Annotated in this window: 16 protein-coding genes, 1 pseudogene and 1 riboswitch; of the genes and pseudogenes, 9 read left to right on the top strand and 8 right to left on the bottom strand. The window is 49.2% G+C overall.

The features are described from left to right. Positions 1-133: 133 nt before the first annotated feature. Positions 134-337: pseudogene (locus tag C7R94_RS30755) on the top strand (trypsin-like peptidase domain-containing protein); the annotation flags it as partial. A 64-nt stretch (positions 338-401) separates the two neighbouring features. On the opposite strand, the gene C7R94_RS25765 reads toward C7R94_RS30755, so the two are convergent. After that, entirely contained in the window at positions 402-1496 is a 1095-nt protein-coding gene (locus C7R94_RS25765) for a YheC/YheD family endospore coat-associated protein (RefSeq protein ID WP_047071907.1), read from the bottom strand. 200 nt (positions 1497-1696) lie between these two features. Between C7R94_RS25765 and C7R94_RS25770 the strand changes: the two genes are divergently transcribed. The 3 genes from C7R94_RS25770 to C7R94_RS25780 all read left to right on the top strand — a co-directional run bounded on the left by C7R94_RS25770 (position 1697) and on the right by C7R94_RS25780 (position 3881). After that, positions 1697-2017 carry a winged helix-turn-helix transcriptional regulator gene (locus C7R94_RS25770; RefSeq protein ID WP_047071905.1) on the top strand — a complete coding sequence of 107 codons (321 nt, stop codon included), beginning with the start codon at positions 1697-1699 and terminating at the stop codon, positions 2015-2017. Between the two features lie 111 nt (positions 2018-2128). Further along, entirely contained in the window at positions 2129-3580 is a 1452-nt protein-coding gene (locus C7R94_RS25775) for a recombinase family protein (RefSeq protein WP_106785510.1), read from the top strand. Between the two features lie 22 nt (positions 3581-3602). Further along, positions 3603-3881: a S1C family serine protease gene (locus tag C7R94_RS25780; protein ID WP_047071901.1), complete on the top strand. Its 279-nt coding sequence runs from the start codon at positions 3603-3605 to the stop codon at positions 3879-3881. Positions 3882-3910: 29 nt separating this feature from the next. On the opposite strand, the gene C7R94_RS30430 is transcribed toward C7R94_RS25780, so the two are convergent. Next, complete coding sequence (locus C7R94_RS30430; RefSeq protein ID WP_162837758.1) at positions 3911-4057, bottom strand: hypothetical protein; 147 nt, start codon at positions 4055-4057, stop codon at positions 3911-3913. A gap of 63 nt (positions 4058-4120) precedes the next feature. Then, a complete protein-coding gene (locus C7R94_RS25785) occupies positions 4121-4402 on the bottom strand; it encodes a DUF2325 domain-containing protein (RefSeq protein ID WP_007721245.1) in 282 nt (93 codons plus the stop codon). A gap of 330 nt (positions 4403-4732) precedes the next feature. Between C7R94_RS25785 and C7R94_RS25790 the strand changes: the two genes are divergently transcribed. The 3 genes from C7R94_RS25790 to C7R94_RS25800 all read left to right on the top strand — a co-directional run bounded on the left by C7R94_RS25790 (position 4733) and on the right by C7R94_RS25800 (position 7159). Beyond that, positions 4733-5332: an IMEF encapsulin system ferritin-like cargo protein gene (locus tag C7R94_RS25790; protein WP_106785511.1), complete on the top strand. Its 600-nt coding sequence runs from the start codon at positions 4733-4735 to the stop codon at positions 5330-5332. Between the two features lie 36 nt (positions 5333-5368). Next, complete coding sequence (locus tag C7R94_RS25795; protein WP_007721249.1) at positions 5369-6217, top strand: family 1 encapsulin nanocompartment shell protein; 849 nt, start codon at positions 5369-5371, stop codon at positions 6215-6217. Positions 6218-6334: 117 nt separating this feature from the next. Next, positions 6335-7159: an alpha/beta fold hydrolase gene (locus C7R94_RS25800; protein WP_106785512.1), complete on the top strand. Its 825-nt coding sequence runs from the start codon at positions 6335-6337 to the stop codon at positions 7157-7159. Positions 7160-7213: 54 nt separating this feature from the next. Here the strand turns inward: C7R94_RS25800 and C7R94_RS25805 are convergent, their stop codons facing one another. From C7R94_RS25805 to moaC, 5 genes are all read right to left on the bottom strand, one after another. Next, on the bottom strand, positions 7214-8422 hold the full coding sequence (locus C7R94_RS25805) for an aminotransferase-like domain-containing protein (RefSeq protein WP_047071895.1): 1209 nt from the start codon (positions 8420-8422) through the stop codon (positions 7214-7216). 195 nt (positions 8423-8617) lie between these two features. Continuing rightward, positions 8618-9088, bottom strand: a complete 471-nt coding sequence (locus tag C7R94_RS25810; protein WP_047071893.1) for a hypothetical protein — start codon at positions 9086-9088, stop codon at positions 8618-8620. A gap of 150 nt (positions 9089-9238) precedes the next feature. Continuing rightward, positions 9239-10420, bottom strand: a complete 1182-nt coding sequence (locus tag C7R94_RS25815; RefSeq protein ID WP_047071891.1) for a pyridoxal phosphate-dependent aminotransferase — start codon at positions 10418-10420, stop codon at positions 9239-9241. Between the two features lie 83 nt (positions 10421-10503). Then, a riboswitch (SAM riboswitch) is annotated at positions 10504-10618 on the bottom strand. A 60-nt stretch (positions 10619-10678) separates the two neighbouring features. Continuing rightward, positions 10679-11935, bottom strand: a complete 1257-nt coding sequence (locus tag C7R94_RS25820; protein WP_047071889.1) for an MFS transporter — start codon at positions 11933-11935, stop codon at positions 10679-10681. 3 nt (positions 11936-11938) lie between these two features. Next, the gene (gene moaC / locus C7R94_RS25825; protein ID WP_047071888.1) at positions 11939-12421 is read right to left on the bottom strand and encodes a cyclic pyranopterin monophosphate synthase MoaC; all 483 of its coding nucleotides are present in this window, start codon (positions 12419-12421) and stop codon (positions 11939-11941) included. Positions 12422-12593: 172 nt separating this feature from the next. Here moaC and C7R94_RS25830 point away from each other — a divergent pair, with 172 nt between their 5' ends. Together C7R94_RS25830 and C7R94_RS25835 are read left to right on the top strand one after the other, a co-directional pair. After that, positions 12594-13133 carry a methylated-DNA--[protein]-cysteine S-methyltransferase gene (locus tag C7R94_RS25830; protein ID WP_106785513.1) on the top strand — a complete coding sequence of 180 codons (540 nt, stop codon included), beginning with the start codon at positions 12594-12596 and terminating at the stop codon, positions 13131-13133. Continuing rightward, positions 13126-13839 carry a 2OG-Fe(II) oxygenase gene (locus tag C7R94_RS25835; RefSeq protein WP_106785514.1) on the top strand — a complete coding sequence of 238 codons (714 nt, stop codon included), beginning with the start codon at positions 13126-13128 and terminating at the stop codon, positions 13837-13839. Before C7R94_RS25830 ends, C7R94_RS25835 begins: the two co-directional genes overlap by 8 nt. Positions 13840-13843 lie beyond the last annotated feature (4 nt).

Raw genomic sequence — 13843 nt, forward strand, 5'->3', positions numbered from 1 at the left:
CAATTTCTTCGTTCCCATTGTCGAGCGAGTTCAAGAGGGAGTCGTCTCCATCGTGACAGAGGATGCTCCCCATTCCAAAGACGTGGATTCGTTAATTCGCAGCCTTATGGATCATGAAGATAATTCTCCACCCATGGAACGAAGCTTCGGCTCCGGATTTCTTTTTCATCCGAAAGGATATATCTTGACGAGCGAGCATGTCATCGGCAAATCCAAAAACATTTTCGTGAAGCTATATAACGGTAGAGTGTTTGAAGCCAAACGCATTATAGCTGATCGAGTTCGGGATTACGCCGTCATCAAAATTGATGCAGACTGCAAGCTATATCCGCTGCCACTAGGCAACTCCTCTCATACAAAAGTAGGAGAATGGGTCATCAGCGTCGGTTCTCCATCTGTATTCAAAGAGACAAAAAACGAGCCTTGTTCCGGGCCAAATACAGGGCAAATTGAACGGGACGAGCTATCGCCTTTTTGTATAGCGCCATGTCACCCATCTGGCGAAAAACCTCTCTCCCCGGCTTGGGGTTCACTTCGATTAACCACGCACGTCCGTCCACATCTACCCCAATGTCCAGTCCGAATTCCATCATGCGGCCAAAATAGTCCTCGAGCGTGTTTGCTACATCAAAAGCAAGCTGATAACATTCCTGCTTGATCAGCTCTCCACGCTCCTCGCCGAATCGCTTGAACATTAGCCATTCAAAGGGAATCGCTCTGCCTCCACCATGCAAATTGGAAGTAGCACTGCCCTTCTCCCCCATGCGTACTCCGCACCCTGTCACCTCCCACTCCCCACGCTCGTCCTTTTGAATCAATAGCCGTACATCGACGACATGCTTGCGTAGCAGTCCAAGGTCCAAACCTTGCTGCACCAGGAAATTGCCATCGCGAATGCGCTGCTCCTCTACCCACGTTTTGACCCATTTCTCCACGCCTTCCACCGTACCAATTCGAGCTACGTGGTGCTTATGCTTTTTGTCACGTCCAGAAAGGCTATAATCCTTGCCGCTGCTCTTCACTCTGAGAATGCTTCTTCCCCCTGTGCCATTGCCTGGTTTGACATAGACAAGCCCATGGCGTGCGAGCATGTTTCGGACCTTGCCTTTTTCGTAAACATGCGTCTCCGGGATCCAGCGTTTGACGCGTTCATCAGAAGCAAGCAGATTCGTCACTCTCCATTTTTTACTGAACGGACTGTTGGCAAAGAAAAACAGATCGCTATTTCGCAGCCGGATATACTCCTTTACCCTGCGTCGGTACCGATCAATGACAACTTCTGGCCAAGGAAACGTTTTACTCATCCAGCCCCCGTTTGGTTTGGGGATGAAGCCTTTGATCTTTCTGGCGGGAACATTGACGTCCTGATGCGAAAACAGGTAGATTTGTGCGCCTAGCTTTTGCCCTGTTTGAACCAGCTTTCGCAAATAACCTGGTTCCTCAAAGCGTAACCCCTCCCGCCAGGTTAAAATGCCGATTACCCGTTTTGGAATCATCCCAACACCCTCTTCACTTCTTTTCTTTCGCATTAGTGTATGTGTGGACACCTTATAGGGAAACATTTGTCCATGAAAACGGGCTTAACCTCTCAGCCATTGACAAAGTGTCATTCCAACTTTTCGTTACTTACTTTTTTCAAGCTAATCTGTTAAAATAAAGGGCAACAATAATGCTGCAAGATAGAGGTGACGCCGATATGAGTCATGATTTTTCTGGCGAACACATGTGTCCAAAATATGAATGTGCAATAAACGTCCTTGGAAAACGCTGGACCGGCCTGATTATTCATGTGTTGCTACGCGGAACTGTACGTTTTAAAGATATCCGGGAAATGGTTCCACATATGAGCGATAAAATGCTCTCGGAAAGGCTGAAGGAGCTGGAAGAGCTCGAGATTTTGGAGCGCAAAGTGTACCCAGAGATCCCGGTTCGCATTGAATACGAATTGACCGAAAAAGGAAAAGATCTGCGTCCTGTCATTGATTCCATTCACGAATGGGGCCAAAAATGGATGTAGCATACCCCCACTTGTCCAAGACGGATAAGCGGGGTTTTTTATTGCGGTCAGGCATAAGCTCCTCCCTTTTGCTGTACACTCTAGCAACCCATAGTGAAGGGAGAACGGGCAATGCGAACGGCCGTCTACATTCGTGTCAGCACAGAGGATCAGGCACGCGAAGGGTTTTCGATCCCCGCTCAAAGGGAAAAGCTGCTCTCGTATGTTCACTCCCAAGGATGGGAAGTCCATGCAGTCTACGCAGATGAAGGCGTGAGTGCCAAAGATACGAATCGCCCCGCACTCGGTCAGCTCCTGCAAGATATCCGAACGGGTGAAATCGATGTCGTCCTCGTCTATCGACTCGATCGACTCACTCGCTCTGTCCTTGATCTGTATCAGCTCCTGCAGGAGTTCGATCAATTTGCGGTACACTTCAAAAGCTGTACTGAGGTATACGATACGACTACCGCAATCGGGCGACTCTTTATAACCCTAGTGGCTGCCCTCGCCCAATGGGAGCGGGAAAACTTGGCGGAACGGGTTAAGCTGGGGATGAGTCAAATGGCAAGAGAACGAAAACGACCAGGAGGACCTGCACCGTATGGATACAATCTGGTGCGAGGAACGCTGGTCGTAAATCAAAGGGAAGCAGCAGGCGTACGCAGTATGTTCGAGCGCTATGATCGAGGTGAATCTCCGCGCCAAATTGCTGAATGGGCGAATCATTCCGGATTGCGCGGGAAAAATGGCGCTTCATGGAGTGCAAGTGCCGTGCTTCGCCTGTTAAAAAATCCAGTCTATCATGGTGCGCTGCGTTGGAATTACACCGACGCCGACCAACAACGCAATGACCCGGAAGAATGGATTATCCAAGAGGCGACTCATCCGGCCATCATCGATCAATCATGTTTCTCGCGGGTTCAGGAGCGAATGAGTGCTCGCGGAACAAGGCACCCCCGCGTTCTCGGCTCCCGTTACCTCTTTTCCGGATTGCTGTACTGCTCGCGTTGCGGCTCCTCTATGCGCGGGAAAACAACCACAATCACGGGAAAAGGGGAAAAACGCTACACGCACCGCTACTACTTATGTAAAAACAAGCTCGCTGGTACGTGTGATGCTCCTGCCATACGTGAGGATCGCTTGGAAAAAGCCATTGTCCACGAGCTGATACAGCATTCGCCAGAGTCAATCGCTGCGTTGAAGGAAGTGTATCAGACTGTGTTACAGACGAATTCCCGCGCTCCCGCCAAAGAAACTGAGCAGCAGCTGCATATTCGGAGGCAGCGCTGGGAACAGGCTTATGAAGAAGGATTCCTTACTCTCTCTGCCTTACGAGAGAAAATCAATTCGTTAGAGCTGGCTGCAAAAGAATGGGAACGAACTTACCCTGCTTTTTCAAACATAAAACCGCTTGATCTAGATGCTCTTTCCAATTGGAAGCTCATTTGGACGCACGCAAATGAAAAAGAACGGCGATTGCTCGTATGCACGCTCATCAAACGTGTTGACGCGGAAGCAACAGACGCTGTCTCTGGTCAAAAAAATCGAGAGGTCTGCCTGCGTCTGTTGTCTTTTCACTAAATTTTCCTCTTATTTTGTCTGTATGGCGACAGATGGTTCCCCACTTGGTTTGGAAAATTCTGTGACAGCGGGAATCATCAGTGCCAAAAACCGCCGCCTACAGGTTGCGAAGCGAATGTACGAAGAAATTTTTCAGACGGATGCTGCGATTAACCCAGGAAATAGTGGAGGTCCACTCATTAATTTGAATGGGGAAGTCGTTGGTCTCAATGCATTCATCATTCAATCCAGCCAATGCTTGGGCTTCGCCATCGGAATTGACGCACTCAAAATGCAACTTGAGCAGTACGTATTTAAGTGAGAAGCAAAGATTCAATAAAAAAACCCCGTCTAGGAGGACGGGGATTGCTTCTCTAGTGCAATAAGATATACATTTGGACCTTCTGTGTTGATTTGTTCTTCTGCCTGTTTTAATTGTTGCAGCTGAGCGGCCGTAAGCTGTGCGATAGGCAGTTCACCCAAACGATTCTGTTCCATGCGTCATTCCTCCGTTGGTGTCAGACTCACGATCGTAGTCTGCCCGATCTGGAGAGTATGTATTTACGCAGTGAGATCAAAAGCTTTGGCAATAGCAGAACATGAACGCTTGCAGAAAACGATGGGCAGCTCGCGATCTTTGGCTTGGTTTTTCACAGTTTTGGCCAAGTTGTGATTGACGAAATCAGTCAACACCAGAATCATGTGGATACCAGCTGGAATTTTCACCCCGGTTTGCGAGCTTTTCCGTCCAGTTACATGGTGAATATCCTTGAAGCCTTGACCTTGCAAAAATTCGATAATATTGCCCAGGCGATCTCCGCCTATTACTAAAATGGATGACATAACTTGTTACCTCCTTAAATTTAGGTGAATGTAGGATTTATGTTTTCTTCTTAGAATGCTAATTGATAATGAATATCACTCTTATTGATAAATATTATCATTCCCAATTGGCTTTGACAATACTCTCCATGATAACTTTTTTGTCAAAAAACAAAACTAAAAACGACGCCGATAGACAAAGCCGCAGGGCTCTAACGTTCATGCCCCCTTTTCCAAATTGCACCACACCATATTCTTCGTAATCATAGGAAAATGTACATAGGTGTTGCCCGGGTGTTTTTTCCAACGGTATAATGAAAAAATAGATTGTGAATGAGGAGGTGGCGTAGGGTGCAAGAAATTACACAGCTGCACGCCATTTTTGATCGCACCAGAGGTTATATCAACAGCTTCATGGGCGTTATCCAGCCGATTATCGACGCGGCAACGGACGAGCATACTCGTCTTTACTACCATCATATTTTGGAAGAAGAAGAACAGCGCATGGGACGCTTGCAGGAATTGGTTCCCTACCTGGAGAAGCTGTCAGCAGGAAAAAGCCTGGATCAGCTAAGTGATCGCGACCTCTCGCAAATGCTGTCCGATGTGAATCTGGAGCGTTTTGGACTGCACAATTTCCGCGAGCATCTGGAGCTCTCTTTGTATGAATTCAAGGATGACGAGACACGTCAGCTCCTGGATGGCATGCGTGAAAAGACGCATACAGACTATTTGACAGTCAAAGAGATCATGGCGAACATAAGCCAACGCTTCTCTGATGCAGCTCATCCTGATCTCACTGATCACGATGAGGGGCACGACATTCACCAGGTCGATCATTTGAAAGCCTCGGCTTCCGCTCCTCACGGTGTTGCTTCCGTGATCAAGCATTCCGCCCCTGCCCTTTCTGGCAAAAAAGGACTGACAGTTGGCAGCTTGAAAGGAATGTAAAGAATCGGAAATCCGAAATAACATGGAGGTTACACTATGGACAAGCTTCGTAAATACCCAGACTCTCCCTTGACGACCGAAGAATGGAACCAACTGGACGCAACTGTCGTTGACATGGCTCGCCGCCAGCTGGTAGGACGTCGTTTTATCGATATTTATGGACCATTGGGTGAAGGCATCCAAACCATTACCAACGATGTATATGAGGAATCTCGTTTTGGCGGTCTCTCCCTTCGTGGAGAATCACTGGAAATGACACAGCCTAGCCGCCGTGTCAGCATGACGATTCCGATCCTGTACAAGGATTTCATGCTCTACTGGCGCGATGTTGCCCAAGCACGCACACTGGGCATGCCTTTGGACATGAGCGCGGCTGCCAACGCAGCTGCTGGTGGTGCACTGATGGAAGACGATCTGATCTTCAACGGTGCTGCGGAATTCGACCTTCCTGGTCTGATGAACGTAAAAGGCCGCCTCACTCATCTGAAGAGCGATTGGATGGAATCTGGCAATGCGTTTGCCGATATCGTGGAAGCACGCAACAAGCTGTTGAAAATGGGCCATAGCGGTCCGTATGCACTGGTTGTTTCTCCTGAGCTCTACTCTCTCTTGCATCGCGTGCACAAAGGCACCAACGTGCTCGAGATCGAGCACGTTCGCAATCTCGTTACAGATGGTGTTTTCCAGTCCCCTACCATTAAAGGCCGCTCCGGCGTATTGGTAGCGACTGGCCGCCACAATCTCGACCTGGCGATTGCAGAAGACTTCGACTCCGCATTCCTCGGAGACGAGCAAATGAACAGTCTGTTCCGTGTATATGAGTGCGTTGTATTGCGCATCAAGCGTCCAAGCGCCATTTGCACCTTGGAAGAAACCGAAGAATAAGAAGCCCTTTGGCACACCCATTGACGATTCTCGTTGTGGGTGTGTTTCAGTTATAATTAGAAAGTACGCTCCGAAATTTCGAAACACTCTGACACAAATGTCATTGGAGGGCTTTTTATGAGATGTGAGGTCAATGGCGTCAACCTTTATTATGAGGAGATCGGAAGTGGTTTTCCTGTCGTAATGATTCACGGCTTTTCACTTGACCACCGCTGCATGACTGGCTGTCTGGAACCAGTTTTTGAGAAACGTCCGGGATACCGACGACTTTACATAGACCTGCCGGGAATGGGACAAACGGAAAACTACGACCATATCCACACCACAGACGATATTCTGGAGATTGTCCTCGCTTTCATTGATCGGCTTATTCCAGGAGAGCCCTTTTTCATTGCAGGTGAATCATACGGCGGATATCTTACACGAGCCGTTATCGAGAAGCGCCGGGATCAAGTGAAGGGCGCCCTTTTCATTTGCCCGAACGTCATTCCTGATAAAGAAAAGCGCACACTGCCGGATAAACCCGTCCTAGTCAAGGAGCCTTCTCTCTGGGAGAAGCTAAGCGAGACGGAACGTGCGGAGTTTGAGTCGATGGCGGTAGTCGCTACCGATTATACGTGGAATCGCTATAAAAAAGAGATTATCGACGGCTATATGCTGTCTGACCCTTCTTTCCTCAGTAAAATCAGACAAGCGTATGGCGTGTCCTACCCCTTGGAAACCGCCCCCTTCCCGCATCCGAGTCTTTTTGTTGTAGGCAAACAAGATCATTCTGTCGGTTATCGCGATATTTGGGATATCATCGAAGGCTATCCCCGCTCTTCTTTTGCCGCTCTCGATTGTGCCGGACACAACTTGCAGATCGAGCAGCCGCTTCTGTTTACAGAGCTTGTGAATGAATGGCTGGATCGGGCACAAAGAGAGCTCTCCCTCTCCCTGTAAACAAGCATAAAAAAGACAACCAGCTCAATGAGAATGGTTGTCTTTTTGCTTCCATTAAACATTTGTCACAAGAGATTCGCTGTAGGCGTGGAATGCTTTGCCCAGTCGTGAAATCGCAAGCTCCGTATCCTCTCGGTTCAAGAGCGTATAGTTCAAGCGCATCGTATTGACTTGCGGCTCGGCAGCATAAAACGGCTTCCCTGGCACGAATGCCACGCCTTCCTGTACGGATCGGGCCAGCAGCTTTTCTGCATCGACGTGCTCAGGCAGATTCACCCAGAGGAACATTCCGCCTCTTGGTTTTTCCCACTGTACGCCCTCCCAGTTTTGCGCAACCAAGAGCTCATGCATCCATTCCATGCGTGCCTTGTAGGACTCGCGGATTTTCTCAATGTGGCGCTCCAGATCAAAGCGGGACAACAGCTCATATAGGGCGTACTGGTCGATTGTGCTCGACTGCAAATCAACTGCTTGCTTCGCCTTCACCATCATCTGAATCACGCGGGTATCTCCGATCGCCCATCCGGTACGCAAGCCTGGCGCGACAATTTTGGAGAAGGTACTGGTGTACACCACACAGGAATCGGTCGGATGCTCATCCAGTGAGAAAATCGAGCGGTACGGAGCTTCCCCATCGAATTGGATCTCTCCATATGGATCGTCTTCCAGGATGAGAATGTTTTGTGCCTTACATTGACGAAGCAAACCGAGACGGCGCTCGAGGCTCCATACCTTTCCTGTCGGATTGGCAAAGGTAGGAATGACGTACACCATTTTCGGGCGATACTGGGCTATTTTTTTCGCCAGATCGTCCAGATCCATCCCATTAGCATCACCATCTACGGGAATCGCTTTGATTCCCCGGAATTGAAACAACTGAACGGCTGCCAAATAGGTAGGGTTTTCGACGAGAACGACATCGCCTTCGTCTAAATATACACGGCACAACAAGTCTACTGCTTGCTGTGAGCCCGTAGTGATGATCATATTATCTGCACCGACGTCCATATGCTTTTGCTTCATGCGGGATGCAATCCACTCACGAAGCGGCAGGTAGCCATCAGTCAATCCGTACTGAAGAGCTTTTGCTCCTTGTTCGAATGCGCGGTTGAACGCTTCGCGCATCTCTGCGATTGGAAAAGAATCCTCTGCTGGCAGGCCACCTGCGAGCGAGAGCACTTGATTGCCTTGGGTCAGCTTCAAGATTTCCCGGACAGCCGAGGAGGATAGTGCTTCCACAGATTTTGAAAATGAGTACTCCATGTTCCGTTCCCCCTTGATTTTGCTTATCCTTGTTTTATCACTGTCAATAGCGTAAGTCCAATCCTTGCTAGCTATAAGTAGATAGGTTTTGACTATGTCGAGCGGTTGTTCAATCGTTAGTCTTGACACCCTGCATGCAAAAAACCCCTCTTCGTATCAAACGAAAAGGGGTCCATATGTAGGGGCTATATCTTCCTAGGCGATTCGGAACACACGCGGTTTCTCTGTGTGTGGGAGGAAAGAGAGGTCTACATGCGCGGACGCTTCTTCCATACCGATATCGCTAGCCAGCAGCAATGCCTCTTCCTGGAAGGTCGGCGTACAGCTGCCTTCATTCAGTTCACAGAGACGCTTCAATCGCTTCAGTCTCTCTGCGGACTTCTCCACTCTCATGCATTCATTCGTCAGCTCACATACGTTGACGTGACGAGCATCAGCAATCATGCTGATATCATTCACATGGACAATCAGCCTTTTGCCTTCTTCTGTAACAAATCCGATCGAGCAAAAATGCGCACCTGACATTTCCAAACGAGTGAGAACAGCATTGGCGTAAACTTCTCCCGTCCGCAAGCGAATCTGGCCTGCTTCAATGGCTCCGCCGATTTTTCTCTCGTTGGCGATCACCGTATACATATCCGTGTAACCGTTAATCTGATAGCGCATGGTACCCTCCCGCTCTCGCTGAGACTAATTATCATTAACAATGACATCGTATAATGAAAATCATTATCTGTCAATAATGAGAATGATTTTTATTCCAGAAGAAAAAGCCACACTCCATATGCATGGTAGTGTGGCCAATTTGCCTCGCCTTTATTTTGTTTTCGTAAATAACCCTAACCGCTCAATCCGCTGAACCGCTTCTGCGAGACGCTCTTCATTTGATAACAAAGCCGCTCGCACATAGCCCTCACCTGTCGGGCCAAAGCCATTTCCTGGCGCTACGACGACATGCGCTTTTTCCAAAAGCAGGTCAGAGAACTCCACGGATGTGAAGCCGCTTGGAACAGGAAGCCAAGCAAAGAAAGAACCTTGAGATGGCGGAGCTTGCCAACCAATCCGATGGAGATTGGAGTACAAGGCATTGCGGCGGCTCTCGTAGACAGCGACGAGATCGCGGACGCACTGCTGCGAATCCGTCATCGCTTTGGCTGCCGCCATCTGTACTGCACCGAACAGACTGACGAAGTAATGGTCCTGAATGAGGTTAATCAGGCGAACCAGCTCGCGATTTCCTACCATGGCACCAACACGCCAGCCTGCCATGTTGTACGTTTTGGACAAGGTATAAAATTCTACGCCCACTTCTTTTGCACCCGGAACCTGCATGAAGCTGACCGGCTTTTTCCCGTCATAGCTGATCGCCCCATAGGCGAAGTCGTGGCAGACGACGATTTCATGTTTTCGGGCAAAACGAATGGTTTCTTCATAAAACTCCAGTGGTGCGTTGACTGCTGTCGGATTGTTCGGATAGTTGAGAAACATCAGTTTCGCTCGATCCAAATCAGCTTGGGACAGCTGGCTATAGTCTGGCAAGAAGTCATTTTCCGCCTTTAACGGCATCATGACCATCCGTCCGTTGACAACAGCAACCCCCGACCAATAATCCGGATAGCCAGGGTCTGGAACCAGTGCGACATCGCCTGCGTTCATGAGTACTTGGCAAATCTCTACGAGTCCGGTTTTGCTGCCGAACAAAATCGCTACTTCTTCCTCCGGATCGAGGTCCACATCGAATTCTTGTTTATACCAATGAGCCACTGCCTGCTTCAGTTCCACGCGTCCCTGAAAAGGCGGATATTTGTGATGGAGTGGTTGTGCCGCTTGCGCCTGTAATTCTTCAATAATGTGCGGCGGTGTCGGCAAATCGGGATTGCCCTGCCCCAGGTTAATGACGTCATGGCCTTGCGCAATGACCTTGTTTACTTTTGCCACCAGGGTCGCAAAAAACTGGGTAGGGAGTCGATCAATCATGTCGGAGGGTTGAATGCGCATCTTTCTTCCATTCCTTTCTTGGGCCCAATACAGTAAAACCCCCTTTTTCCATACAGAAAAAGGGGGAGATCAGCTTGGTCACGTCCTTATCTGTCAGGAAAAAATCCTGCTGGAATTGGCACAGCATCTGTCCATCTCATGGAACAGATCCGCTGCCGGGCTTCATAGGGCCAGTCCCTCCACCTCTCTGAATAAGTGAAACACACGGAATATACTGTTTTTTCGTCTATATCATACTACTTGAGCACGTAAACCGTGTCAAGATGCTTGATTCTGTACCGGCACTTGATGTCTTCTTTTTCGAAAAGAGGTGTGGAAGGCGAAGAAGGCAACAGACAACAGACACAAGCCTGCCATCACGAACAAGAGCCCCTGTGCGTGAATTGATTGGAAGATGAAGGCGCCGAGCAATGGTCCAAGCATTCGCCCAGCCGATCCAGTCCCTGCAATCAGTCCTTGGATAAAGCCCTCTCGTCCCTCAGGCGTAAACTGTGCAGCTACTGCCGGCACCGCTGGCCACACGAGCATTTCACCCAGCGTCATGATGAACATTCCCGCTACAAAGCCTGCATAAACGGTTGACTGAGACAAAATCAACATCGACAAGGCAAAAATATAAGCGCCCAAGAGCATTTGCGCTTTTAGCGTACGGGCAAAGCGTCGAATGACCCATGCAATCAATGGCTGACCAAACAGGATCAAACCGCCGTTCAGCGTCCACAGCAGACTGTATTGACGAAGAGAAATACCCAAGGATTGCATATAGGTCGACAGCACCGTCGTCCATTGTACATAGACAATCCAGCTAATTAATAGCCCCCCGCATAATAGCAGCAAGGCTCCCCATACCACCTTTGACTCTTGCTGTGGTTGTTGCGGCACATCACCAGTTGCCTCTTCAGACATGCTTTGTCCAGCGGTCGGGTTTTGGCGTTGTTGTTCCGCCTTTTTTAGCTGACGCGGCAAAATGAGCATGAACATGGCGAGGACGATCACTTGCGAGATGGCATTACCGAAAAACGTCCAGGCAAATGACACACTTGCCAAAAAGCCACCCAACGCAGAACCGGCAGCAACTCCCACATTGAGGGAGACATAAATCAGATTGATTCCTTTCCGTCCTCCGTCCGGCCATAACACGACGGCCAGTGCATTCATCACAGGAGAAAGTGATCCGTAAAAAAGTCCATTCAACAGAAGCAAGACAACATAAATCGTAAAATCCTGCGTAACACCTAATCCGAGCGAAATCAGGATAACACCTATGGAACCGACAATGATGGTGCGCATTTTGCCCCAGCGGTCAAACATCATCCCGCCAACAATACTCCCGATCAAGAATGCGCCTTGATTTAAAAGCAACAAGAAGCCGGCTACAGTCAGCGGCTTTCCGAGATGGTTATGAATATAAATCGTGACCAGCGGCCAAATACATGCCATTCCGGTAGAAAAAATGACGGCAGCAATCGCCAATAGACGAATGCTGCTCGGATAGGATTCCCACTTTTGCCTCATGGCTTACTTCTCTCCCCGATGGAAATCGCCGCTTTTTCCGCCTGTTTTGGATTGCAGACTGGTCGGACCGATTATCATTTCTTTATCCATGGCTTTGCACATGTCATACACCGTCAAAGCCGCTACGCTGACAGCGGTCAACGCCTCCATCTCGACGCCTGTTTTCCCTGTCGTCTTCACGGTTCCTGTAATCGCAAGCGTCGTTTCATCTACAAAAGCAAATTGTATGTCGATGCCAGTCAATGGCAGCGGATGACACATCGGGATGATTTCCCACGTTTTTTTGGCAGCCATGACACCTGCTACCTGCGCAACTGCGAGTACATCGCCCTTTTCGATTCGACCTTCCCGGATTCGGGCGAGTGTTTCGGGTTTCATGCTGATTTGGCTCTCGGCTACAGCCACCCGTTTTGTGACGTCCTTCTCAGATACGTCCACCATCCGCGCTCGATTTTGTTCATTAAAATGTGTTAATTGATCAGTCATACTAGCATCGTTCCTCCTCTATCTCTTCCTACCTTACTCCCGCCGCTGGATAAAAGCAATGGGAATGTAGATGAGACTATTTCGTTATCTTGCTCATCCACTCCTAAAAACGTACGAAGAACAGGTACTGGAGGTATACTGTGCGTACACAGCTCAAAGGAGGCGTATGGATATGGAAACGAGGAAGGATCAGACGGTACGCTGGTCAATGCTTACGCATGGTGATTGGAACATTTTTTTGGCTGCAACCGCTGCCGGGCTTTGTTATGTCGGCTCGGTTAACCAGCCTTTTGCTGAATTGGAGGCCTGGGTTGAAAAGCATCGCCCACAAAGTGCACTGGTGCAAGACGATCCGTGGCTAAAGCCTTTTGCAACAGAACTGATGGAGTATTTGCAGGGAACGCGTGAGCATTTTTCTATGGATTGCGACCTGTCTGGAACGCCTTTTCAGCTCGCTGTCTGGGAGGCGCTGCGCCAAATCCCATACGGTCAAACGGCATCGTACACCGACATTGCGAACATCATTGAAAAGCCCGCTGCTGTTCGTGCTGTCGGTGCTGCAATCGGTGCCAATCCAGTTCTCATTACAGTCCCCTGCCACCGCGTCGTCGGTAAAAACGGTTCACTGACTGGCTATCGTGGAGGACTGCCCATGAAGACAACTCTGCTTGATCTGGAGAAAAAGACGAATCGGGGTGTGAAGCATGGCTAATTCACTTGCCGAGAGGATCGCTGCGCTTGACTGGCATTCCCTGCAACAGCAGTTGGACGGACAAGGGTATGCTGCTTTTCCTTCCTTAATAAGCGGGAATGATTGCGAAGAATTAATCGCTACGTACGGACAAGACGACCTTTTTCGCAATACGATCCAGATGGCGCGGTACCGTTTCGGTGAAGGAGAGTATCGTTATTATCAGGAGCCCCTTCCCTCGCTTTTGCAGGAGCTTCGCGAAGGCTTTTATCCGATGCTTGCGCAGACTGCGAATCGGTGGCAGGAAATGCTTGGTCGCGAAGCTATTTATCCTGCTACCCTCCCTGAATTTTTGGCGCAATGTCACGATCAGGGCCAGCTGCGCTCTACCCCACTGATTTTGAAATACGAGACAGGTGGCTATAATTGCATGCATCAGGATATGTACGGAGACGTATTCTTCCCATTTCAAGTGGTTTTTGCCTTGAATCAAAAGGAAAAGGACTACAAAGGCGGAGAATTTCTGCTGATGGAGCAACGGCCGCGCGCGCAGAGCCGGGGACATGTGATAACCTTGGACCAAGGCGCTGGCCTGATTTTCCCGACATCCTACCGTCCTGTGCAGGGAACGCGAGGCTACTATAAAAACACGCTGCGCCACGGTGTCAGCACGATTACCTCAGGAACCCGCTACAGCCTCGGAATTATTTTTCATGATGCAAAGTGAGGAA

The sequence above is a fragment of the Brevibacillus sp. NRRL NRS-603 genome (assembly GCF_003013445.1).
Taxonomy (GTDB): Bacteria; Bacillota; Bacilli; order Brevibacillales; family Brevibacillaceae; genus Brevibacillus; species Brevibacillus formosus.